We start from the raw sequence: 22,326 nt of genomic DNA on the forward strand, positions 1-22,326 counted from the left end.
AAAAAAACTTGCACAGTTGCCTATAAACTATGGACTATGAACTTATAGACCATAGACTAATGACTTTGCATAGCAATTTAATTGTGCGTTTTGCTGAACCAACTGATTACAGCGTACTGTTTAAATTAATTCAGGGGCTTGCTGAGTATGAAAAATTATCTCACGCTGTCACTGGCAATGCTCTAGAACTTAAAGAGCATTTATTTGGATCGCACAAATATATAGAAGCGATTTTAGCAGAATCTGCCGATCAAGCTGTTGGTTTTGCCTTATTTTTTCATAATTATTCAACATTTCTGACCAAGCCAGGAATTTATCTGGAAGACTTATTTGTTTTACCAGAATATCGCAGGCAAGGTATTGGTAAGGCTCTCCTGACTAAATTAGCTCAGATAGCTGTAGAACGTGATTGTGGGCGCTTAGAGTGGAGTGTGCTGGATTGGAACGAATCAGCCCAAGAATTCTATCGTAGTATGGGAGCATCTATATTAGATGATTGGCGAATTTGTCGTGTTACAGGGGATGCGCTTACTCAGTTAGGATCTGTCAACTAAAGAACAAAGCATGAAATATAAAGGATGAAGCTAGACAATTTTCATCTTGAATATTTCATTCTTAAACGCGTATCATGTATTAGTTATTAAAGATTAAAATTTATATAAATTTGCATTTTAATTATTAGTATAAATGCAAACCAGTTTGTTGCCAGGCATCTTTTTGTACTAACAACCCTAAATCTAAAACCCCGAATATTCAAAATTAAAAAACTTGATAGCGAAGTTTGACAGCTTGTCATTTGACTATAGCAGCACCTCAACTGACAATTATGGAGGATGTCACAGCGAATAAGCTGTTATTGGAGAGAGAGAACACGAAATGAAAAAAATTATTACAGTGATGCTGTTAGGCATAGCAATCTTCACTTTTGCCTTCAGCAGTCCAGCTTTGGCAGCAGATGCTGTTAGTGGAGCTAAAGTATTTAGTGCTAATTGTGCCTCTTGTCATGCGGGAGGTAAAAATTTGGTTCAAGCTCCGAAGAATCTGAAGAAAGAAGCTTTAGAAAAGTATGGTATGTACTCAGCAGAGGCGATTATTGCCCAAGTTACAAAAGGTAAAAATGCCATGCCTGCTTTCGGTAGCCGTTTAAAAGCTAACCAGATTGAAGATGTAACAGCTTATGTGCTTTCACAAGCAGATAAGGACTGGAAGTAGACTAAAATCTAACTTCAATAATTAAGAATTTGCGGGGCTTTTTGTCCCGCTAATTTTAAGGTTGCCGAAGTTATTAAATAGGATGCATATACCAATTTTGGATTTTAGATTTTGAATTTTGGATTAAGGTTTTTACAAAAAGACTGTTCCAAGAATATCGAACAATACTCCCTATCCTCATTTGGTATTATGAGTTATTTGTGGCGATTATTTCTCAGTGTAGTTATTGCTTTACCGCTTACTTTTCTGACTTTACCTGCACATTCAGCACCCATATCTATCACGCAAATTACAGGGGCTGATTTCTTGGAATTGGGTATAGATAAGATGCGGCAGGGTAATTACCAGGAAGCTATAGAGAATTTTAACCAGGCAATTGACGTTGAGAAAGATTTTGCTGTAGCTTATAGCGATCGCTGTCTGGCTTATCTCCAATTACAAGATTACCATCAAGCTGTTACAGATTGTACTCAAGCAATAAATTTTGCACCGGATAACTCTGAGGCTTATCTAAACCGGGGAGTAGCACACTACAGACAAAGAGATTATCAAGCTGCCATTGTCGATCTTAATCGAGCCGTTGCACTTAAACCATCAGATTTTCGAGCTTACTACAACCGAGGGTTAGCCCGTGCTGGGGATGGGAAAGACTCAGAGGCAATTCTTGACTTTAATTTAGCTTTAACTCAAATCCCCCGAATCAGCAGCTTAATGCTTGCAGATATCTATAATGACAGAGGTTTAACGCATTTTGTCTTGCAAGATACCCAAGCAGCTATGCTCGACTTTAATCTAGCAATTCGTCTCAATGCTAATGATTATAGAGCGTACTTTAACCGGGCTTGTGCTTGCACAAGAAATGGAGATAACTTTGGTGCAGTGCGTGATTTTTCTCAAGTCATCAGACTTAACCCCAGTAATGCCCAAGCTTATGTTAATCGGGGAATAGCTGAATATCGCTTAGGATATCATTTAGGAGCGATGTTTGATTTACAAAAAGCATCTGAGTACTATGAACAGCAAGGAAAAAAAGTTGCTTACGAAAAAACTCTAGATTTACTGAAGAGTTTGCGACAAAAAATTTCGTCTGTAACGGAAATTGCTCTTTTCTAAAACTGTCAGGATTATACAGGGTATCCACCAGCTTGAAAAATATGTTCGGGGGTTAAATTTAATTCGGGGAACAGAGGTGAGATAATGCGTTCCCCGGAGGGGTTGCCGCAGGCATCGCTACCTCGAAACTGGCTAACTTGGTATTCTCCATCACTTAAGGTGTAAAGCGAGACAGTTGCTTGTTTAGGGTTGCCAATAAATCGCCTACCGCCTAAAGCCGCATAGTCTACAATCCAGTATTCTGGAATACCTACAGCTTCATAGTCAGCAGCTTTTTTTAAATAATCATCACGCCAATTACTACTCACCCTTACGGGTTCGTCAGTTGCTTCAACGCGGGGAACCCGCGCAACGCACTGACTCACTACCTCAACTACTAAGGGTATTGATTCCGCTTGGCTTACAGTAGATTCTTTTTTCCACAGAGGTTCGTTTACTAAATTGGGGCGATTTAATATCAGCACATCTGGTGAGTAAGCCGATTCACTTTCAAGCAGTTTTACTAGTACTGTTTTCGGTATGCCATAGCGTAGGCTTATGCGACTATATTCTAGAATAAATTTCTGAACTAAAAATACGATAATCTCTTCATGATCGCCTGTTGGTTATGACTTTTCAACTATTACTCCATCATGCAATTCATAACGTTTTCCAGTGTTGTCAGGGTATTTAGCAACGAATTCATCGAATGTAACTAATTTGCGTAAGGTTTGAATCATAATTTATTGTCTTCTATTGTGTTTGCAAAGCTTCCAGTTTTCCCAATGATAACGTAATTCGTAATTGCTACTAAGAGACTTTGAGGCTTATTCCTTTTAGCTTTTTGAGGCTAGCTTGCTTATGAAGCGCAATATCTCTAGCCTTTGGAGACGAGATCGCACGTTTGGGAATTTGAGCGCTTGAGACAGAATAAAAGATATCTCAAGGCAGATTGAGATCATATTACCAGTAGAACCGAGATCACACTTAAATTAGTTCATCTCGGCTAAAGTCAATATTTATACTTCAATATAACAAATGCTCAGGAACTTAAACTATGACAATGAAGAGAGGAAGTCGCAGAGATTCTAATTATGACAATGTTGTTAATAATCCTCGCTCACGGCAGAAAAGACCAGCTTCTTATCATGAGCTTAAACTTTCATTGATAACTGTTCGCACCAATTTTGAGGAAGCTGCATCTCAACGCGATGAAGCAGAACAACTTGCAAAAGAAACTGCATCACAACTGGTTCATATTCAGCAAAAGATTCAAACTTACCAAATCGAGGCTAATGAGCTAAAAGAGCGTATCGCTCAAAATTATCGCTTTTATGCAGTAAATAGTCTTTACGTTGTAGCAGAGCGTATGGATCGGATTCAATCTCTAGTTGATTCGGTAGAAGAAGAAACAACTAACAATCCTATGGGTTTGGTACAAAAGTTTAAACGCATCTGGCTGGCTATTAAAGATATACTTTCTGAATAAATAAGCATACCATGAGCAAAAAATCACTCCCAGCGACGCAAAAACAAAATAAAGCGAGGTTGGGAGATCAAATTCGCAGTATTGCTGATCGTCTTAAACAAGAGACTGATGTACAGATAAAAGCAACTTCTAAGATTTTAGGGGCTGTTGATATTCTAAAGCAACAGTTTAAAACGTTACGGGATGCAAAGGCTCACTTTAACCTAAAAGTTAGTAGTTGAGAATCACTAGTTAATAAATTAAATGCTGCATCTTATGAAACAACTATAAAACAACATAAACCTCAATCAAATCAAGTTTATATAGATAATTATGTAAAAAAGGTTAAAAATGATTTCAATAATATTGAAAAGTTAATAGTTTTTTTAGAACCTGATGTTGCAGAAATGTTTCCCAATTCGGAAGCTGTAAATGAAGCTCTGTGTTTTCTCATTAGAGTTGCGAGTAAAAATTGTTTTTAAAACTGTAAATTTGTATACAGAAAAATTGTACATAATTCACGTAATTAAAAACTGCTATAGCCTACTTAATCATTTTTGAACAACAAAATTACCCGAACTCTCAGAGGTTTTTTGAAAAGTAGTATGTTGTGATTTTAATCGAATTATTACCTCCCTTAATCCCCTCTTATAAAGAGGGGAAACAATAAAATCCAGTTCCCTCCCCAATATATCGGGGAGGGTTAGGGTGGGGTAAAAAAATTTTATATATCAATCATGACTTTTCAAACATCCTCTCAGAGAAATCGAGAATCTAAGCCGTGGAAATATGACAGCGTGTCTTTTGACATGATTTTACTATTACAGCAACAATACTACGTGGTGACCGTTTTTAGTTGGTGTGAAAGAGAACGTGAAAAAGGATTTTTTGTTGCTAACAGTTGCTTTACCGAGTTTACTGATAGCGTCTCCTAGCTTTGCTGCTGAAAGTGAAATTGAGCAGAGAAATACTGATAAATCAACCGAAATCATTTTAGATATTCCGAGTTTGAGTGAAATCGAGCTACCCGTAACTAATGCCGAATTATTAACTCAACAATCTGCACCGAGTAAAGTTAATCCAGATCAGCCAGAAACAGAGCAAACTCCGAGCGATGATGCAGACATTTCTATAGAAGTAATTGCAGAACCAGACAACCTACCTCAATCTACTCCAACTTACGTAATTGATAAAGAAGAAATTCAAAAGCAGGGCGCTACAAGTTTGGCCGATATTTTGAAAAGAATGCCTGGGTTTGCGATCAATGATGTAGGTCATGGTGCAGATACTCACACAGGTACATACTATCGGGGAGCCTCAATTAATCAGTCTGTATTTCTAATTAATGGCAGACCAATTAATAATAATATCAACACTTATCATGGTGGAACTGACTTAAATAGCATTCCTGTAGAGGCTATTGAACGAGTGGAATTATATAGCGGCACAGCTTCCGCTTTGTATGGTTCCTCAGCCTTTGGGGGAGTGGTGAATATCATCACTAAGGAAGGTTATGGCAAACCTAAATTGAGCGCTAGTGCAGAATTTGGCTCATTAAGTTTAAATAATCAACAAGTAACTTATGGTGGTTCATCTAATAATGTCAAATATAACTTCAGCTTTGAAAGATTCTTTACAGATAACCGTTACCGCGTTCCTGTAGGTGCTGCAAATCGCGATCAACAAGGATTTTTATCAAATGCGGATACAGCGACAAGTACTTACTTTGGTAGCATCGGACTAGATTTAGATAAAAAAAATTCTTTGAATTTAGATGTTACTTCACTCAGCAGTCGTCGCGGCTTAATTTATTTTGGGTTCCCTCTCCAAAGAGATAGATTAGACCACGATGGTTTAAATGTTGGCTTATCTTGGAAAACTCGATTAGGTAATGGGGAAAGCTCTAATCTTACAACCTCAATTGGTTATAACCAGGATTATTTCAGTACCTATGGCCCTACAGGAGCATTTTACCGTACAGGAGCTTTAGATACACAACAACTTACAGCCAGGGTAGATCATGAGTGGAAAATTACTTCTAATAATAAATTGCGCTGGGGATTAGATTTGAAAAACACCGATTTAAACGGTGATGTTTTTAGTACAAATCCTAGTAGTATTGCTAAAAACGAAACGGAAGATAGGAGTTTGTTCAATACAGCTTTATTTGCTGTCGATACTTGGAATATTAGCGATAACTTTCTGATAGATTTAGGGCTAAGGCAAACCTTTGATAGCCAGTTTGGAAATTATCTCAACCCTAGTGTTGGGTTACGTTATACCGTCACACCAATAGTAGCAGTGCGTGGAAGTTGGGCAGGGGCACAACGCAATCCTGGGTTAGATCAGTTGTATGTTTATGATACAGTTCATGGTTGGGAACCTAACCCTGATTTAAGACCGGAAACTGGCTCTACTTGGAGTGCGGGAGTAGATGTAAATTTTTCTCAAAATCTGATTGGACAGTTTACTTACTTTGGTAGTAGTATAGGCGATCGCTTGGGAGTCATCGCCGGAAGATGGGCAAATATTGGATTAGTAGATACTAATGGTTTAGAGGCAGCTTTGCAATTTAAAATTGCGGCTAGCTGGTCAACTTTCCTCAACTATACTTATACAGATGCTCAAATAAAAACAGGTACAGACAGAGGTTTACAGTTAGGTTTAATTCCGTACTCTGTACTTCAAACTGGTGTAGGTTATGACAATGCAGGATGGCAGGCTAATTTGTATGTTACCTACAATAGTGGCGCTCGTAGATCCATCTTTGCTAACTCTACTGACAAGCCTACAGATTTTGCACCATCTTTCGTGAATTTAGATTTGAGCGGCCGTGTACCTTTAACTAACAATATAGGATTGACAGTTTATTTAGAAAATCTACTAGGTGAGCAATATGAGCGAGTTAATCGCATCTATAGCCCTGGATTCACTTTTCGTCTGGGTTTAAGCGCTAATTTTTAGGTATTAATTAAATGTAGAGATTTTGCAATGATAAAATCTCCACATTATTATGCAATACAATTCAGTTAGCGTCAAAAACCATAAACTGCGTAGATTGGGTTGAGGAACGAAACCCAACATTTTCGGTGATTTGTTGGGTTTCACTTCGTTCAACCCAACCTACGATTCTACGATTCTACGATTCTAAAATATAAAATTTACATGCGAGCCAGAATTGACAATCAAATACTTTTTATCCACCACGAAGATTTACCAGAGTTTAAGAAAGGTGGTTCGGTGGTGAGAAACTCTTATTTCTGGGCGTTACGTTCAATTGCTGGGAAAGCTTCGCGTTATCGGGATTGGGAATACGAACCGGAGGTTTGGCTAGCGCTTTCACGAATGCTTTTGTCGTTCGCTGAATCTGGATATTTGGGTCTTAGAGAAACATTGCTGGAGTTTCCTTTATCTCAAGGGGAAATTCCTAGTTTGCTGCGAGATGTCTCTACTTTTGAGTAGGGTTGCATAGCTTTTGCTTGCGGAAAACACCAAAATCAGTAAGTCAAATCAGGTTTTGAGTAAATCAAATGACCTTTTGCTTGCGGAAAAAACTGAAATGAGTAAGTCAAATCACCTTTTGTGAAAGCATTTAAGTATTTTGAGAAAATAATCAGGTCTTTTGAGAAAGCAATTAGGCATTTTGATAAAGTAATCAGCAAATATACCTGATAATTACAAATTACGCTTGCATAATGCTGTAATTAATATTACATTAGCAAAATAATGCTTGAACTCATCGGGCACTCAAATGAGGTTCAATCCGTCACAATTAGCCATCATGGCCAAACTTTGGTTAACAGTAGTGCTAAAGGTAGTTGTGAGAAGACAATTAAAATGCAGCAGTTAGTGGAAGAGAATAACGTGAAAATAACGTTTATTGCTAAAATATTAATTACATCCATCGGTTTGTTAGCTTTATTTACTCCAAGTCAAGCATCGGCTCAACTTATACCACAACCTTGGGTTTCAGTTGGTGGAAAAGATGGTGATGTAACTTATGCCGTAGGAGCTAGGGCTTTAAATTTTGGCGTTGAGCTAGGAACTGGCCCTGATGGTGCTACAGGAGTAGATGTTTTAAAATTTATCAGCTTGCCTGTAATTTCACCTTATGTAGGAGTTGGACTTTATTCAGAAGATAAAGGTGTTGCAGTTTCAGGTGGCGTTCAGGTAAGTGCTACTAATAACGTTTTTGTTGGTGCTGGTTACAATTCTATTCGTGGGTTTAACGGGCAACTGGGAATAAGATTTTAACAGTTACTAATTAATAATTTTAGAAGCAAGCGTTTATCTTATACCAATTCTCTCAAATCAGGCTACAGATGCAAGCCTCGAAACTCAGATTGAATCTGATTTTTTGAATTACGAATTACAAATTGCTATTAAGTAAGTTGGCGAGAAAAATTCTATCTATATGAAAAAATATAAAGTTGATGTAGGGTCTGTTATGCGGTAATAACGTACTTTGAATTGTCGATGGTGCGTTCCGATAAAAGAATAATACACCCTATAATTACTACAAATACAACTAATTTTCTTAACATCGTTGGAAATATTCTTGCCCACCTACTTAGTGGTATTCGATTTTAGCCTTTATACAAAGCACTCTGTTGCTTTTTGCACTTGGTGGCTGAAACACCAATGAAAGCAATGAAGGTCATTAGACCTAAGACAGAGGTTGGTTCAGGAACGGATTGGATTCCAAAACTATCATCAGAGTATGTGCGGAATGTGTAATCATAATATGGGAATGATTGAAATCCTCTGTTTGCATAGACTTGACCATTTGGATAAGGATTGTTAGTATCACCAGCGATCGCTAGATTACTGGGCGACTCAAATACGAGGAATAAAGTCTTATTGGGTGTAACAGCTACGGGGTTCCAGAATACTTCTGTCCACGCATCGGGAAACTGTCCAAGTGCTATACCAGTTCCTAAAACGTCTCCTCTAGCATTCCACAAGGATATTTTAACGTCACCAACTGTTCCAATATCCTTTGTAAGTTTGATGGCAGCACCTGCAACATTATTAGCTGTTGGTTTGAATGATTGTGCTAAGTCTGGCTGCGAAAAATATGCCATGTTTACATTATTGCTGGACTGTTCTTGATCTATAAACAGTGCAGCATTTGCCGACTTAGCTTCTAACCCAATAAAAGCAGCTGCCAATGCTGAACCAATAGCAGCAACTGACAATTTTTTTACACTTTTGAAAGTCAATACCATTGTTTTTACTTTGAAAGACAATTTTTTTGTCTTTTCGGTTATGTTACAGTATGCATATTAATATATTCATGTAATCTTTAAAAAACTATTGCGTTGATTTTACATAAACTTTATGAAAAAAGCTACTAGTATATAAAAGTTTGAGGATTCACATTTATATGTGATAAAAGTTACAAAAATATCTATAACGTCTATCAAAACTATTGTTATGTTTAAAGGAATGATGAAGTATATTATGATTTGGTTAAGAAATTAATTAAACATAGAGACAACAAAGAATACATCAGTATTTACGCAGGGGGAATAACTGAAGTTGACATCAGTTCTCTAACATGATCTGCGGAATCTTGTTGCAATGCTGATGCCACGATCGCTTCACTTTCAACTATACTAAACCGAGCGATCGCCTGTTTCACTCCAGGTATACTTTGAGGATTCACGCTCAACTCATCCAGCCCTAAACCTAATAAAATTGGTGTTGCTAAAGTATCTGCTGCCAATTCTCCACATAATCCTACCGAAATTCCTGCCGCATGAGCAGCTTGGATCGTTTGCTGCACCATTCGTAACACGGCTGGATTTAGCGCATCAACTAAATTTGCCACGCGGGGATTAGTGCGATCGCTAGCCATGACGTATTGACTTAGATCGTTAGTCCCTATACTAAAGAAGTCTACTTCAGCAGCTAATTGATCTGCGATCGCAACTGCTGCCGGAACCTCCACCATAATTCCTACTTTCATCGCTGCATCAAAGAAAATCCCAGCTTGATTTAGTTCAGTCTGCACTTCACCCAAAATTACTTTAGCTGCACGTACTTCAGTTACACTGGCAATCATTGGCAACATGATCTTAATTTGGTGTCCTACACTAGCTCTCAAAATTGCCCGTAACTGAGTTTTGAACAAATCCACACGATCTAAACAGAAACGAATTCCCCGCCAACCTAAGAAAGGGTTAGCTTCGGGAAAACCAACTCTCAGATAAGGAAGTGGCTTATCACCACCTACATCTAAGGTACGAATAATTAGCGGACGATTATCTAAAACTTGGGCGATCGCCTGATACACTTCTAATTGTTCTTCTTCAGTGGGGGCGCTTGTCCTATCTAAATAAAGAAACTCAGTGCGGAGTAATCCCACACCTTCTGCACCGTTAGCCACCGCAACTTGCACATCACTTATACTACCAATGTTGGCAAAGACGCTAACTTGCCGACCATCACGAGTAATTGCTGGCTGATGTGCTGTAGCTCGTGCTTCTTGTTGGGCAGTTTGCCAAGCTGACTGCTTTGCTGCCAGTAAATCTAGGATATGTGATTCTGGTTCTACCCAAGCTTTGCCACTTTCACCATCAAGTGCCATAAGTGTACCATCTGCCAAGTGCAACACCTGGGCATCCACTCCCAAAACTGCGGGAATACCCAATGTCCGGGCGATAATTGCGCTGTGAGAAATGGCACTACCTGAAGTTGTACAAATACCTAACACCTTTGTCGGGTCTAGTCTAGCGGTATCTGAAGGGGTTAAATCAGTCGCCACCAAAATTGCTGGTTGCTCAAGATGCAGGTTAACAGGGGCATTCCCAGATAATAATCGCAGCACTCTTTGCCCGACATCCACAACATCGTCAACTCGCTCTTGCAAGTAAGAATCTTCAAGTGTGCGGTAAGAAGTCGCTACTTCATCGACTACGGCTTGCCAAGCAGCTTCAGCATTTATATGGTGTTCAAAAATGCGCTCTTTAGCCGCTTCCAACAGTACTGGATCTTCTAAAAATAGTAATTGGGCATCGAAGATGGCAGCTTCAGCGTCACCAATTTGCAGAGATGCTTGGGAAAAAACTGCTTGGATTTCTTGTCTGGCAGTGTGGATTGCTGCTTGTACTCGTTGCCACTCTATATCAGGATCGTCTACGTGGTATTCCGTAATCGAAATGTGGGTGGGTTGATAATGAACAACAGGTGCGATCGCTACTCCAGCAGAAGCAGCAATTCCCGAAAGTTCGCCGTGAGTTGCTGGTGTAACTTCATGGTGCAATGCTGGTGGAGAATTTAAAGCAATATTATCTTCACCCTCCGGGTTCGGCAGTCCCTCTTTGTTGGAACAACAAGACAGGGCTGCCTCACCAAAATTATTTGCGAATAATCCTTGTAATGCCGTCAGTGCTTCATCTGCATCAGAACCGGTGGCAGTAATCAGCAATTCGTGTCCTTGACGCACCCCTAAAGTTGTAACTTGGTTAATACTGTCACCCCTGACTAGTTCAGTATTTTTCGTTAAATTCTGCACCAAAATTTGCGATTGAAACCGGGCTGCGGTTGTCACAAACTGCGCTGCGGGACGGGCGTGTAATCCTAAGCGATTGCTCACTATTACCCTGATTTCTCGCGTTGATGATTCTACATTAGTTGTTGGGGTGACAAGTGACAACGGCCTACTAACTACACCCAATTGAGTTGCTTTTGCTAAGAGTGCGCCGCGTGCTTCCGCCATGACTTGGTGAATATCTCTACCAGCCGCCGCAGCCACTACAGCAGCGATCGCACCTTCTACTAGAGGTGCTTCACACAAATGCACTTTTTGCTGCTGTGCTTCTGGCAAAAACTCTATTGCCATTTCTGCACTCAGCAAAGCACTACCCAAATCCATTAATACCAGGACACCATCATCAGAGAAAACAGAAGCGATCGCTTCATAAACCTGGATGGGATCTGTACCCAATGGGTTGTCCGGATCTTCAATACCTGCTGCAACAGCTATAGAGACTTGGCCCTGAACCATTTGTGCGGCGAGTTCCCGCACACCCAGAGCTAGTTGTTTACTGTGAGAAACGATAACAATTCCGATCACTGCCACACCGCCAAACTTGTTGAGAGGTTTGCGTTTAGCTAGTTATCCATTTCATTTTCCCATTCCGCACCGCTAAAAACAGTGTTTATTTTGATTACAGTTGCAACTGCCCAAAAATATTTCGGTCTTTCCAGCTAGAAATCCGAATAAAATAGCCTTCTTTTACAGAAATACGTGGTGTCCACTCATAAACTCCATCGCTAGCGGTACGGGAAGAAATGTTTTGGATAAGTTTGTTTCCATCGTACAACTTAATCGAGACATCGCCGTTAAGATTATCCCGCCACAATATTAAATAAGGCTGATCCTTTTTTGCAAGTACTTTATTCACTGGCTGACTGATCAATATTTTTGGTGCAACCTGATTTTTGGTTTTCTTCCGAAATCCTAAATAATGAGGTAAGTATCGGAAGGCAGGATTTTCTTGTAAATTAGACAGTTGTGGAATGATAATATTTCCACTCTGGGAATTGAATAAATAAGTTGATCTGCCCCCATCAACGGTAATAATATCCCCTTTAACTCCTAATTTCCGTAATAAATCGGCTGCCTCATCCAGAGTTGCTTGGTTCACCGTCATAATCAACAAAAGCTCGTCACCCTTAACACCATCTTTGTTCAGAGTACCCATGACTTGATACTTATTCGCTTGGTTTTGGGCTAATACTTTCGCTGGATGATCGCTGTATCGGTAAGTGACGATCGCATTCTTCACTACCTTTTGGTTGAGAGGCGAACCGCTAACCTGGTCGTAATCGGTAATGTATGCCTGCTTACTGTTCCAGACTAGAGCTTTCAAGTGAATATTACTATAGTATTTATCTTTTGGTTGCTTGATTGGGCCATAAGGGCTAGTGCCACCACTGATAACTACACCATTGAGTTTAATTGGAAAGGATAATTGAGTACTAGATTGGTATTGCTCAAAAAAAGAACAATTAATCATCGAAAAAACGTTGTCTGCGTAAAGTTTATTATATTCGTCTGTTACTTCCGAGAACAACTTAGTTTTGAAAAAAGGGCTGTAATGTCCACCTTCGCCTTTATAATATTTACCCTCATTTAGACCCATATTATCTACCTCTCCGGTAATTTGGTCTATTTGCATTTTGCGAAGATCAATAACTTGTAAATATGCTTTGTTCCCATTTGTTAATTCTTTTTTATATAAAGCTGCCCCGTCTATAGTTTGGAGAGGCTGATAAGAAGATAAAGGGTTGGAAATTTGAGCAATCAAAAGGCTACTCAGAATCGGCAGCAGAAAAAGCAATAAATTGATTACAACATTCATAGTCTCTTGACCACAATTGCACAAAAAGTTTTCGTTACCACTTTAAGGCTAATGAGTTGCGATCGCATTTACAAAACTTTAGTTAATTTCACTTAGAAAACTTTTTAGTTTGAGCTAGTAAACAGACTTATATAGGACTATGATTTGATTTCTGAAAAAATCTAAGTAGTAAGTAGGGTGTGTTAGGCTACGCCATAACACACCTAACCTTTGGGCGGTGCGTTAGCCTTTGGCGTAACGCACCCTACGTATATTTCAATAATCAAATATGAGTCCTATAAGTTCATTGCAATGATTGCTGCAAATGTTAAAGCGTTTCTTATACATAAAGCAACATTAGCTACTAACGTTAAAGGGTTTGCAACAACAGATTATACATTTCTTGCAAATACTTAATTTTTTCTTATATATGAAAGAGCAATTGTTGCAAATGTTTAAGCATTTGCTACAACTAATTATAGTTGACCTGCAAATACTTAAGCCTTTCTTATATATCAAGCAACATTAGCTGCTAACGTTTAAATTTTGACAACTAATGTTCAAATAATAGCGATGTGTACGACGGGATACGTCTACGCTGTTGGGTTAGTGGTTGTTAAGGAGGTAGAAGAAATCCCTACAAATAAATTGGAGCAGGCAACGCTTGCTGTAGCATAATTGTGGTTTTGTACTAATGGTATAAGAGATGACGCCTAAATTTGAATACAGCACTCTTGCCCATCCCCAGGATATCCAGCAGCTTGCGAGTATCTTTGAGCAGTGTTTCATCAGTGGACTTGGTGGCGAGGAAGCTTACATTAATCTGCTTGGCGTAGAAAACTTCCGCATTATTCGTGAGTCAGAACAATTAATTGGTGGATTGGCAACTCTGGATATGGGCCAATGGTGGGGTGGTGTGCGTGTACCAATGACAGGAATTGCGGTAGTGGGCATTGCTCCAGAGTATCGCGGTTCGGGAGCTGCGATCGCTCTTATGCAGCACACCCTCAAAGAACTTTATGCTAGAGGTATACCGCTCTCTACTCTTTATCCAGCAGCTCAAAGCTTATATCGAAAAGTCGGGTATGAGCAGGCGGGTAGCTGGTGTAATTGGGAAGTTCCGACTAAAAGTATCCAATTGCGGGAGCAACCCCTACCTTTGCAACCAATAGTGAGTATCAATCATCAAGTCTTTCACGAACTATATCAGCAGCAGGCAAGATTAACGCATGGATATTTAGATCGACATCCCGCAATCTGGGAGCGTTTAATTCAACCAGATGAGAAGGAAACATTTTACGCATATTTTATTGGTACAAAAGAGAAACCCGAAGGCTACATTCTTTTTAGCCAACATTCAACAGAGGATGGCGCAATCCTGCGGATAAAGGATTGGGTAATTCTCACAGTTGCGGCTGCACAAACGTTCTGGTCTTTTCTTGCCAGTCATCGCTCCCAAATTGAGCAGGTGCGATGGAGGAGTTCTGCAATTGATTCCTTGACATTGCTGCTACCAGAACAAACTGCCAAACTTAAGAATACAATGCGTTGGATGCTGCGGGTAGTAGATGTAGTCAAAGCGCTGGAGATGCGGGGTTATCCATCGGGAGTTGAAACTGAACTGCACTTAGAAATTCAAGATAATTTGTTAGATGCAAACAATGGTAAATTCATTCTTTCTGTCGCCAATGGACGCGGTGAAGTTACCAGAGGTGGAAAAGGTGAGTTGCAGCTAGATGTTCGAGAACTAGCACCAATATATACAAGCTTGTTCACTCCCTACCATTTGCAAATAGCCGGAAAACTATATGGGACAGAAACAGCTATTTCAGCAGCTACGCAAATATTTGCGGGTAGTTCTCCTTGGGTGGCTGATTTTTTTTAACATGAGTGGGGAATAAGGAGTGGTAGCGACTGTGCGTAACCTCGGCAGTCCAGTCTTCTCTACGAACCCGAACAGCGTGTCGCAGACAGACGCTACGCGAAGGGGATTTCCCCGCCATTAATAACAAACAACAAGTGGGAAAAATTTTAGTCTTTTGTATGAACCCTTGATTATCCTGTTGTAAGTTGATATATTCAATACACAGTTAATAGCTAAGTACACCAATTTTGGACAAATTTCAGTTTTGTGCTAGGTTATGACTTTTTGTTTTTATCCTTCACAAAAATAATTTTAAATCCTGAGTACTACATTTAAAAACAGCAGTGAGTATGAACAAAAAACAAGAAATTTTAGAAACCAGCCTTACTGACAATTTTCACTATCCAGAATTTTGTTTAAAAGCTAGTTTAGATTCTTCAATATTCAAAGATTTTCGGACTAATGCAATATACAATGCCGCATTAGAACATGACTCTTTCGAGCAAGGTCAGGAATATTTAGAAGCGATTAAAAGCTCTCACTCTAATGTGTTGACTAAGATTGACGAATTTCTGAAGAATGATAAGATTGGCAACCCTAGAGTTTTTGATTACGAGGGTATTGGTACAATAGCACCGCCTACTTTGCGTTACATAAAAATCCTCTCCGATTTGGAATCTGAGTTTGGCAGTCTAGATAACTTTAATATATGTGAAATTGGCGTTGGTTATGGAGGGCTATGTAGAATTATCAATAGTTATTTTAAAGTGAAAAGCTATCGTTTAATTGATCTAAAGCCAGTACTATTACTAGCTCAAAAATACTTAGAAAATTACATATTTAACACAACAATCAGCTATAAGACGATGCATGAATTGCCAAAAGAAAATTATGATCTTGTAATTAGTAATTATGCTTTTACAGAGATGAGGCGAGAAATCCAAGATGTTTACTTAGACAAGGTAGTTCTTTCTGCTAAAAAAGGCTATATTACATACAACGAAATCAATCCAGAAGATTTTAATTCTTATACAAAAGAAGAATTAATTAAAAGAATTCCTAACGTAAAAGTAATGCAAGAAGTTGGCATACTACACCATAAAGATTGTATTCTTGTTTGGTAATATCAATTATATGTGAAGCCGCACATAAACGTTCTCAGCCTGGAGAGTATTGAAGCAATAATTATGACAGCTATCACAACAACTTTGGTTCTTGCAATGTCGGCTGATGGAAAAATTAGTTCTATAGATTCTAAAGCACCTAGTGATTCTGACCCTATTGATTTTGCCCACTATGAATATCAAACTTCTCTAGCAGATTTAATCTTGGTGGGAGCTAGAACGATTCGGATTCATGGAGAGGCTTTTATAATTAATAATCCTGAATTGTTGGCAGCGCGGAAATTTCGAGGTCAGTCTCCCCAACCTATTACCTGTGTTGTTTCGCGTTCATTAGACCTATCACCAACTCTACCTTTTTTTACTCAAGAAATTGAGCGATGGATATTTACGATACAGAATAGTTTGGAGCAGAATTCTGATGCAACAAGCTTAAGTACAAAAGCTGAATTAATTGCCTTGGGAGATACAGATTTGGATTGGAATAAAGGCTATAGCTTGATAGCAGAGCGGGGTATCCGCAAGGTTGTTGCTTTGGGCGGTGGCTCTTTGACAGCTTCTTTAATAAAAGCAGGACGAATTGATGATTGGTGGTTGACTATTTGGCCTTTCATTTTTGGAGGTAAGGATTCACCTACTCCAGTAGAAGGAGAAGGTTTTCTTCCTTACGATGCTCCTCGCATGGAATTGATAGAAACGCGCCAGGTTGGAAATGACCTATTTTTGCATTATCGCACGCTTAAATAATTTTTATTTGGCGTTGCACAGTAGAAATATGAATTTGGATCACGCAGAGGAGCCAGTGCGTTGCGCTGGTTAAGAGTATTTTAGTAAACCCTTGCCCCACAGACGCTTTACCACACCCCCAATCCCCTTCCCGATGCTTTGGGGAGGGGAGGTTTTGCGTTAGCAAAGCCGGGGTGGGGTGACTCAGGATTGATTGGTAATTGAGTAATTTTGATATAACGTCATTACAAGGGTTTCACGTTAAGTTGACACCAATGTGGATTAGGGTTTTAGTGAATGGGTTTTACTTTCTCTCTCTACAAAACATAAGCTGGAAACATAATTAATCCTTCGCTCGTCCTTCGGCTAGATTAACAATTTCTGTTGTTGTCAACTCACACCACAAATAAAACTGTCAGCGATTTACTTTTGATAAGTAATGATGATTTATCGTGCTTATATAATCCCAACTATCATCTCAAAAAATAACTCAACGGTATTTATGACTTTTCCTCCGGAAGTTAAGCACAGTCATCAGAAAACAATCTAAGTAAACCTGATTAGTTTCTCCTTACTTGCACACCCACATTCACAACATGAAATCACATCTACTAGCGATTGGTTTAAGCAGTTTGGTTTTAGTTGCAGGACAAGCTAAAGCGTCACAATTACAGTCTTGGTACTATGATTCTAGCCAAAACCAATTAGACTTAACTACCACTTCGGGAATAGAACCAAAAGCCTTTTTATTAGATAATCCTAGCCGATTAGTAATTGACTTACCTGGAACTAATTTTAATTCTGATAGTGTCAAACAAAGTTTTGGCAAAGCGGTGAAAGAAATTCGCCTCGGCAAACCAGACCCTCAAACCACTCGTTTTGTCGTCGAGTTAGCTCCTGGTTATGATGTTACCTCCCAAAATATATCAATTAAAGGAGATTCTCCTTCTCATTGGATTTTCAAATTCAATTCATTTGACCACCAAAACAATCCCATTGTTGGGGAAAATCGAGAAGATATCGCCATCAAATCTACAGATGCATCTACATTTGCTGGAGTTGTAAATCTTGGTCAAGAGATGGTTGGTATCACTTCTCAAATTCGCACTTTGTTAGCAAGTTATAAAACATTAAATCCCGGAATCTTTTTCTTAGATTTAGCTACAGGAAACTATATAGATATTAATGGCGAAAAAAGATTTGCTGCTGCTAGTACAATCAAATTTCCCTTATTAGTGGCTCTTTTCCAAGAAATAGACGCAGGTAGAATTAAACTCACCGATAAATTAGTGATGCGGCGCGATTTAAAGGTTGGTGAATCTGGAACTATGCAATACAAACCCATCGGAACTAAATTTAGTGTCCTAGAAACTGCTACCTTGATGATGACAATCAGCGATAATACTGCCACAAATCTGATTCTAGATCGCTTGGGTGGTGCAGCAAAAGTTAGCCAACGTTTTCGTAGCTGGGGATTGCAAAATACAGCACTTCGGAATCTACTTCCAGACATCGCTGGCACAAATACAACCAGTTCTAAAGATTTGGTCAGATTGGCGGCGTTAGTTTATAACAATCGTTTGCTATCTCCAAACAGCCGCAATCAAGTTTTAGGTATTATGCACCGTGTCAAAACCAATAGTTTACTACCAGCTGGTATTGGTCCAGGAGCGACGATCGCACACAAAACTGGTACATTGAGATTTATCATTGGTGATGCGGGTATAATTCAAATGCCCAACGGCAAAAGTTATTTAGCAGGTGTTTTGGTGCAAAGACCAAACTACGATCCCAAAGCTGGAGATTTTGTTCGTGAACTTTCGAGAAGAGTCTATAATTACCTAGACAATACCAAAGTTAGCAATATACAACCGATACTTGGCGATGCCTCCGACGGGCTACGCCTACGCACTCCTTAATAAATGTAGGGGCGTACATTTGTGCGCCCCTACATATCTTATGTATCAGGTTTTTCGTGAAACGGTATTACTTCAAGAAATTTCGTATAGCATTACCACCATTCCTACCAACAGCAGGAATTTCCAGGAAGCTATCTGTAGCTTTGCCCGTACCATCGTCGGTAACGAATGTCTGGTTTCCCGGATGTCCATTGGGAACGAAAAGTTGCGGATGATCAAAAGGCGCTTTCTCGTACCTAACTCGGTCATCAGTCAGTCCCTTTAAAAAGGCGACCAATTGCTGTTTTTCTTCTGGTGACAGATTCAGGGGGGGAAGAACTCCAAAGTCACCACCTCGATTGTAAAAATCAACCACTTGCTCTAAAGTTGCTTGACCTCCATTGTGGAAGTAGGGGGCAGTGAGTTCTACATTGCGAAGTCCAGGTGCTTTGAAAGCTCCGTTTGCCGTCACTGTTTCACTAGAATTTAACGGTGGATTGAGGACGGGGGGATTTTCGCCGAGGAGAAGCTGAAATTTCCCTAACTGAGCCAATCGTGCTTCTGAAAGCGGATTATTCTGCACAGGGTCATTACCACCCAAACCAGGGTCGTCCGTAACAGGTCTAACGCCGATATTGAAGAAACCATTGTCTTCAGGGGATCTTGCACCGAATGGCGCACGTTTGATTCGTCCGTCTTTAGCCACACTGCTCACTGAAGCAGCTGTTAATTCTGAACCAACGTGACAACCAATACACAGAGCCTTACCCTGAAACAGTTGTTTACCTTGTTGTTGCTGAGGGGTTAGGGCTGTGGTGTTTCCTGCCAAGAAGCGATCAAAGGGCGTATCGTTGGCAATGAGTGTAGACTCGTACAACTGAATTGCAAGCCCAAAGAACAGCGAGAAGTTATACTCCAACAGCGTGTACTCATCGGTTTGAGAAGAGTTATCAGCGTTGTTGACAAAAGTCCGTTTACCTTCAGCATCAACTTGAATGAGTCGATTAGACTTCCACCACTCTGGCTTAAAGGCATCTTTAATCAGCTCATCGTAACTTTTCTCCTTCAGTCCGGGCTGAGGATATCTACTGTCTGCACCTAAAACGCTGTCTTGTGGATGCACAACCTGTTTGCCTAGCGGTCTGAGGGTAGATAACTTTTGCCCCAAGACTCTGGGGAGTTTTGTACCCCTAAGTGACAGAACATTTTGCAGCAGTGTGCTGAGAGATGTACTGCTGTTAATTTGCGCCAAATTACCAGTAAGTTCTTGAACGGAATTGAGTATCGGTCCAACCAGAGTATCAGCAAGATTATCTAGATTATCTAGATTATCTAGCGGCAGCTTGCTGAGAGATTTTTTGTTGTCAATTCGGCCGAACTTATCACCAATTTCTAGAAAAGTGCGACCATCAGCTGACAACTCGAAGGAACTAAGTGGCGGGCCAAGCGCCTGAGAAGCCAAAGACGAATTATTCAGGCTGACTTTGACAAATTTGAGTTGATTTGGGTTTTCTGCTTTTACCACAGAGGCGTTAGGATCTCTTAAACCGAAGGGATTCACTCCATTAAAGATGTTCTGTGCCCTTCCATCCCAAAAGTTGCGGAAGTTGAATACTGAATTAATCACGGTTGGGGTGTTACGCGCCTGGACGCGGCGCACATTTGTACCTCCCACATTAAACACCGGATCTGGCTCCGTTTTTACTTTGTCTGCCGCGCTACCAGGTATGACATCAACAAACTTAGCATTGAAGGCTCCCTGAGAGGAAGTGACATCATTTCGATCAGATATAACGGTTTTAGGATCATTCGGATTTGACAGCTTGTGGAAGGGAAAATCTCCCGGTTTAAGCTGGTAGTTTGGCGCACCACCTATATCAAAAACTGTATCCGGATTCACTGTACCATTAGCATTAATCCGCAAAAGCCCAGGAGAAATCTGATTTTTGGATCTATTGTCGGCTCCAGCATGAAAGTGACAACTAGCACAGGAGGTCTGTCCGTCGCTTCCAACCTGCATATCCCAAAAGAAAGTTTTTCCTAACTTGATTGCAGCTACTTTATCTTTTACAAAGTCTCCTAGATTGTTAGGCTCTGGAACCGATACGCTTTTGAGCGAAGTTAGAGGTGGCGGCGTAACCTGGGCTGATACAGTATTTCCAGCTATTACTGCTGCCAGAATAATGGCAGCAATTGTTATAGTCTTTGAAAATCTTGATCTCAGGTAGTTAATCTTGTTATTCCTGAATTTCCACCCTTGATGCTTTATTTTTGTCACCAAAGATTTGAGTAAAAACCGACCTCTTGAGGCCAGTAGCAAGTAAATTGATAAGCCAGTAATAAAGATTACTAAGCTTATTATGGGTATGATCCCCATAGATTTTTTGTAGTAAATTAACACCGAAAAAATTATACATCTGTAATCAAATTTCAAATGTAATATTCATGTAAAGCAATTACACAATTTACAAATTTTATGTGAGCAAAAAACGCTATAAGACTACAAATAAATTCAGTTGGGTAGGTAAACTATTCTACATTTAACTTGCATAAATCATGCTATTAACATGCTTTATCGGCAAGAGCTTGATAAAATGTAGGTATACAAATTAGATATGTTTTAATTTATCATCAGCCTCCTCTGGGTAAAATATTTGAATGTCACTACATCAAAGTTCTGGTCGCTGGCGCTTAGGGCTAGCGTTATCGCTATTGACGGTCTTATTGTGGGGAATTTTACCTATTGCTCTAGCGATCGCTCTGCAAGTGCTTGATGTCTATACCGTCATTTGGTTTCGCTTTTTGGTATCCTTTTTACTGCTTGGTGTGTATTTAGGAATACGCGGTAAATTACCAAAGTTAGAACAACTGCGTTCTGCTTCTTGGAAATTATTAGCGATCGCTACCCTATTTTTAGGGATTAATTACTTTCTATTTATGCAAGGTTTAGCACTAACATCGCCTGCCAACGCTGAAGTTCTCATTCAATTATCTACCCTTTTATTTGGTTTCGGAGGGTTAGTGGTTTTTAAAGAACGTTATCGGCTGTATCAATGGATTGGTGTCAGTGTAATGATTTGCGGTTATCTTTTATTTTTTCGAGAACAACTAGCAAATTTAATTATAGCGCATGACACATATATACTAGGTAGTGTCTTGATTGCGCTAGGAGCAACGTCATGGGCTATTTATGCTTTGGCACAAAAGCAGCTATTACAATCTTTATCTTCCCCTAGTATTATGCTGATTATTTATGGGGGCTGTGCTTTATTATTCACTCCCCTAGCCAAAATACAATCACTTTTTATACTTGATAGCTTCCATTTATTAATGCTGGTTTTTTGTGCTTTGAATACTTTAATTGCTTACGGTGCTTTTGCTGAATCATTAGAGCATTGGGAAGCATCACGAGTAAGTGCAGTAATAGCTATAGCTCCCATTGTGACATTAATATCAGTTGCAGTTGTATCAGTTATTGCACCTAATTTGATACCATCAGAAAACTTCACTTTTATAACCCTATTCGGAGCAGGTTTGGTAGTCACAGGTTCAGTAGCGATCGCCTTGGGAAAAGCTAGTTAACAAGAAGAATTTT

The 22,326-nt window shown here is 39.6% G+C and carries 17 protein-coding genes and 1 pseudogene; 13 read left to right on the forward strand and 5 right to left on the reverse strand.

All coding sequences use genetic code 11. The features are described 5' to 3' along the window. Positions 1 to 59: 59 nt before the first annotated feature. The 3 genes from V7K25_RS09105 (at position 60) to V7K25_RS09115 (ending at position 2,325) form a co-directional block, all read left to right on the forward strand. Complete coding sequence (locus V7K25_RS09105; RefSeq protein WP_335157095.1) at positions 60 to 554, forward strand: GNAT family N-acetyltransferase; 495 nt, start codon at positions 60 to 62, stop codon at positions 552 to 554. Between the two features lie 322 nt (positions 555 to 876). Then, entirely contained in the window at positions 877 to 1,212 is a 336-nt protein-coding gene (petJ, locus tag V7K25_RS09110; RefSeq protein WP_109008433.1) for a cytochrome c6 PetJ, read from the forward strand. 189 nt (positions 1,213 to 1,401) lie between these two features. Further along, complete coding sequence (locus V7K25_RS09115; protein WP_335157097.1) at positions 1,402 to 2,325, forward strand: tetratricopeptide repeat protein; 924 nt, start codon at positions 1,402 to 1,404, stop codon at positions 2,323 to 2,325. Positions 2,326 to 2,336: 11 nt separating this feature from the next. On the opposite strand, the pseudogene V7K25_RS09120 reads toward V7K25_RS09115, so the two are convergent. Then, positions 2,337 to 3,044, reverse strand: a pseudogene (locus V7K25_RS09120) (Uma2 family endonuclease). A gap of 317 nt (positions 3,045 to 3,361) precedes the next feature. On the opposite strand from V7K25_RS09120, the gene V7K25_RS09125 reads away from it, so the two are divergent. From V7K25_RS09125 to V7K25_RS09145, 5 genes are all read left to right on the forward strand, one after another. Further along, the gene (locus tag V7K25_RS09125) at positions 3,362 to 3,793 is read left to right on the forward strand and encodes a hypothetical protein (protein ID WP_335157099.1); all 432 of its coding nucleotides are present in this window, start codon (positions 3,362 to 3,364) and stop codon (positions 3,791 to 3,793) included. A gap of 11 nt (positions 3,794 to 3,804) precedes the next feature. Further along, positions 3,805 to 4,014 carry a hypothetical protein gene (locus tag V7K25_RS09130; RefSeq protein WP_335157101.1) on the forward strand — a complete coding sequence of 70 codons (210 nt, stop codon included), beginning with the start codon at positions 3,805 to 3,807 and terminating at the stop codon, positions 4,012 to 4,014. A gap of 631 nt (positions 4,015 to 4,645) precedes the next feature. After that, positions 4,646 to 6,736 carry a TonB-dependent receptor plug domain-containing protein gene (locus V7K25_RS09135; protein ID WP_335157103.1) on the forward strand — a complete coding sequence of 697 codons (2,091 nt, stop codon included), beginning with the start codon at positions 4,646 to 4,648 and terminating at the stop codon, positions 6,734 to 6,736. 201 nt (positions 6,737 to 6,937) lie between these two features. After that, positions 6,938 to 7,234: a hypothetical protein gene (locus V7K25_RS09140; protein ID WP_335157105.1), complete on the forward strand. Its 297-nt coding sequence runs from the start codon at positions 6,938 to 6,940 to the stop codon at positions 7,232 to 7,234. 375 nt (positions 7,235 to 7,609) lie between these two features. Continuing rightward, positions 7,610 to 8,026 (forward strand): hypothetical protein, encoded by a 417-nt coding sequence (locus V7K25_RS09145; protein WP_335157203.1) that lies wholly within the window; start codon positions 7,610 to 7,612, stop codon positions 8,024 to 8,026. A gap of 332 nt (positions 8,027 to 8,358) precedes the next feature. Here V7K25_RS09145 and V7K25_RS09150 read toward each other — a convergent pair whose 3' ends face one another. The 3 genes from V7K25_RS09150 to V7K25_RS09160 all read right to left on the reverse strand — a co-directional run bounded on the left by V7K25_RS09150 (position 8,359) and on the right by V7K25_RS09160 (position 13,143). Then, complete coding sequence (locus V7K25_RS09150; RefSeq protein ID WP_335157107.1) at positions 8,359 to 9,000, reverse strand: PEP-CTERM sorting domain-containing protein; 642 nt, start codon at positions 8,998 to 9,000, stop codon at positions 8,359 to 8,361. A 290-nt stretch (positions 9,001 to 9,290) separates the two neighbouring features. Continuing rightward, positions 9,291 to 11,852 (reverse strand): phosphoenolpyruvate--protein phosphotransferase, encoded by a 2,562-nt coding sequence (ptsP, locus tag V7K25_RS09155; RefSeq protein WP_335157205.1) that lies wholly within the window; start codon positions 11,850 to 11,852, stop codon positions 9,291 to 9,293. Positions 11,853 to 11,946: 94 nt separating this feature from the next. Then, positions 11,947 to 13,143 (reverse strand): hypothetical protein, encoded by a 1,197-nt coding sequence (locus V7K25_RS09160; RefSeq protein ID WP_335157109.1) that lies wholly within the window; start codon positions 13,141 to 13,143, stop codon positions 11,947 to 11,949. A 685-nt stretch (positions 13,144 to 13,828) separates the two neighbouring features. Here V7K25_RS09160 and V7K25_RS09165 point away from each other — a divergent pair. The 4 genes from V7K25_RS09165 (at position 13,829) to V7K25_RS09180 (ending at position 18,752) form a co-directional block, all read left to right on the forward strand. Continuing rightward, the gene (locus V7K25_RS09165) at positions 13,829 to 15,007 is read left to right on the forward strand and encodes a GNAT family N-acetyltransferase (protein WP_335157111.1); all 1,179 of its coding nucleotides are present in this window, start codon (positions 13,829 to 13,831) and stop codon (positions 15,005 to 15,007) included. Between the two features lie 329 nt (positions 15,008 to 15,336). Further along, on the forward strand, positions 15,337 to 16,110 hold the full coding sequence (locus V7K25_RS09170) for a putative sugar O-methyltransferase (RefSeq protein WP_335157113.1): 774 nt from the start codon (positions 15,337 to 15,339) through the stop codon (positions 16,108 to 16,110). A gap of 63 nt (positions 16,111 to 16,173) precedes the next feature. Then, positions 16,174 to 16,854, forward strand: coding sequence for a RibD family protein (locus tag V7K25_RS09175; protein ID WP_335157115.1), 681 nt, complete (start codon positions 16,174 to 16,176; stop codon positions 16,852 to 16,854). A 575-nt stretch (positions 16,855 to 17,429) separates the two neighbouring features. After that, positions 17,430 to 18,752, forward strand: coding sequence for a serine hydrolase (locus tag V7K25_RS09180; protein WP_335157117.1), 1,323 nt, complete (start codon positions 17,430 to 17,432; stop codon positions 18,750 to 18,752). A gap of 67 nt (positions 18,753 to 18,819) precedes the next feature. Here V7K25_RS09180 and V7K25_RS09185 read toward each other — a convergent pair whose 3' ends face one another. After that, a complete protein-coding gene (locus V7K25_RS09185) occupies positions 18,820 to 21,108 on the reverse strand; it encodes a cytochrome-c peroxidase (RefSeq protein WP_442948076.1) in 2,289 nt (762 codons plus the stop codon). Between the two features lie 281 nt (positions 21,109 to 21,389). Here V7K25_RS09185 and V7K25_RS09190 point away from each other — a divergent pair, with 281 nt between their 5' ends. Then, positions 21,390 to 22,313, forward strand: coding sequence for a DMT family transporter (locus V7K25_RS09190; protein WP_335157121.1), 924 nt, complete (start codon positions 21,390 to 21,392; stop codon positions 22,311 to 22,313). The last annotated feature ends 13 nt before the right edge of the window (positions 22,314 to 22,326 follow it).

The sequence above is a fragment of the Nostoc sp. genome (assembly GCF_036919495.1).
GTDB lineage: Bacteria > Cyanobacteriota > Cyanobacteriia > Cyanobacteriales > Nostocaceae > Nostoc.

Excerpts from the sequence above, each read along its gene's own strand:
- V7K25_RS09130 (WP_335157101.1), top strand. The coding sequence starts at position 3,805 with ATGAGCAAAAAATCACTCCCAGCGACGCAAAAACAAAATAAAGCGAGG.
- V7K25_RS09115 (WP_335157097.1), top strand. The coding sequence starts at position 1,402 with ATGAGTTATTTGTGGCGATTATTTCTCAGTGTAGTTATTGCTTTACCG.
- V7K25_RS09145 (WP_335157203.1), top strand. The coding sequence starts at position 7,610 with ATGCAGCAGTTAGTGGAAGAGAATAACGTGAAAATAACGTTTATTGCT.
- V7K25_RS09190 (WP_335157121.1), top strand. The coding sequence starts at position 21,390 with ATGTCACTACATCAAAGTTCTGGTCGCTGGCGCTTAGGGCTAGCGTTA.
- petJ (WP_109008433.1), top strand. The coding sequence starts at position 877 with ATGAAAAAAATTATTACAGTGATGCTGTTAGGCATAGCAATCTTCACT.
- V7K25_RS09165 (WP_335157111.1), top strand. The coding sequence starts at position 13,829 with ATGACGCCTAAATTTGAATACAGCACTCTTGCCCATCCCCAGGATATC.
- V7K25_RS09105 (WP_335157095.1), top strand. The coding sequence starts at position 60 with ATGACTTTGCATAGCAATTTAATTGTGCGTTTTGCTGAACCAACTGAT.
- V7K25_RS09185 (WP_442948076.1), bottom strand. The coding sequence starts at position 21,108 with ATGGGGATCATACCCATAATAAGCTTAGTAATCTTTATTACTGGCTTA.
- V7K25_RS09125 (WP_335157099.1), top strand. The coding sequence starts at position 3,362 with ATGACAATGAAGAGAGGAAGTCGCAGAGATTCTAATTATGACAATGTT.
- V7K25_RS09150 (WP_335157107.1), bottom strand. The coding sequence starts at position 9,000 with ATGGTATTGACTTTCAAAAGTGTAAAAAAATTGTCAGTTGCTGCTATT.
- V7K25_RS09175 (WP_335157115.1), top strand. The coding sequence starts at position 16,174 with ATGACAGCTATCACAACAACTTTGGTTCTTGCAATGTCGGCTGATGGA.
- V7K25_RS09180 (WP_335157117.1), top strand. The coding sequence starts at position 17,430 with ATGAAATCACATCTACTAGCGATTGGTTTAAGCAGTTTGGTTTTAGTT.
- V7K25_RS09160 (WP_335157109.1), bottom strand. The coding sequence starts at position 13,143 with ATGAATGTTGTAATCAATTTATTGCTTTTTCTGCTGCCGATTCTGAGT.
- V7K25_RS09140 (WP_335157105.1), top strand. The coding sequence starts at position 6,938 with ATGCGAGCCAGAATTGACAATCAAATACTTTTTATCCACCACGAAGAT.
- V7K25_RS09170 (WP_335157113.1), top strand. The coding sequence starts at position 15,337 with ATGAACAAAAAACAAGAAATTTTAGAAACCAGCCTTACTGACAATTTT.